The organism is Anaerotruncus sp. DFI.9.16 (assembly GCF_024461615.1).
GTDB lineage: Bacteria > Bacillota > Clostridia > Oscillospirales > Ruminococcaceae > Anaerotruncus > Anaerotruncus massiliensis.
The window spans coordinates 1-294 of sequence record NZ_JANFZX010000150.1 but is presented as its reverse complement, the minus strand read 5'-3'; the positions used below and the strand labels follow the sequence as shown (position 1 = coordinate 294).

Sequence of the window (294 nt, the reverse complement as noted above, 5' to 3'; positions counted from 1 at the left end):
TTTACTTAGCTTGCAGATATTTGTTTCCATTGTTCAATTTTCAAGGTGCGTTTCAAAGCGATAAAAGCTTTGTTGGCGGGCTCAAGTCCCGAGTCACACTCCGCTTACGGCTTACGTGCTTCTCTCAACTTTCGCCCAACTGCTTTCGCAGTTGGTGGGCTCAAGTGGACTCGAACCACCGACCTCGCGCTTATCAGGCGCGCGCTCTAACCGCCTGAGCTATGAGCCCAAATTGAAGGCAGCGCCTTCAAAAATGAACAACGAGCAGATTCCCTTGCTGACCAGAACTCTTGG

General features: G+C 50.3%; 1 tRNA gene. It reads right to left on the bottom strand.

The window, feature by feature from the left end:
* Positions 1-152 precede the first annotated feature (152 nt).
* Positions 153-229: transfer RNA gene (locus NE609_RS17385), tRNA-Ile, on the bottom strand.
* Positions 230-294: the final 65 nt, after the last annotated feature.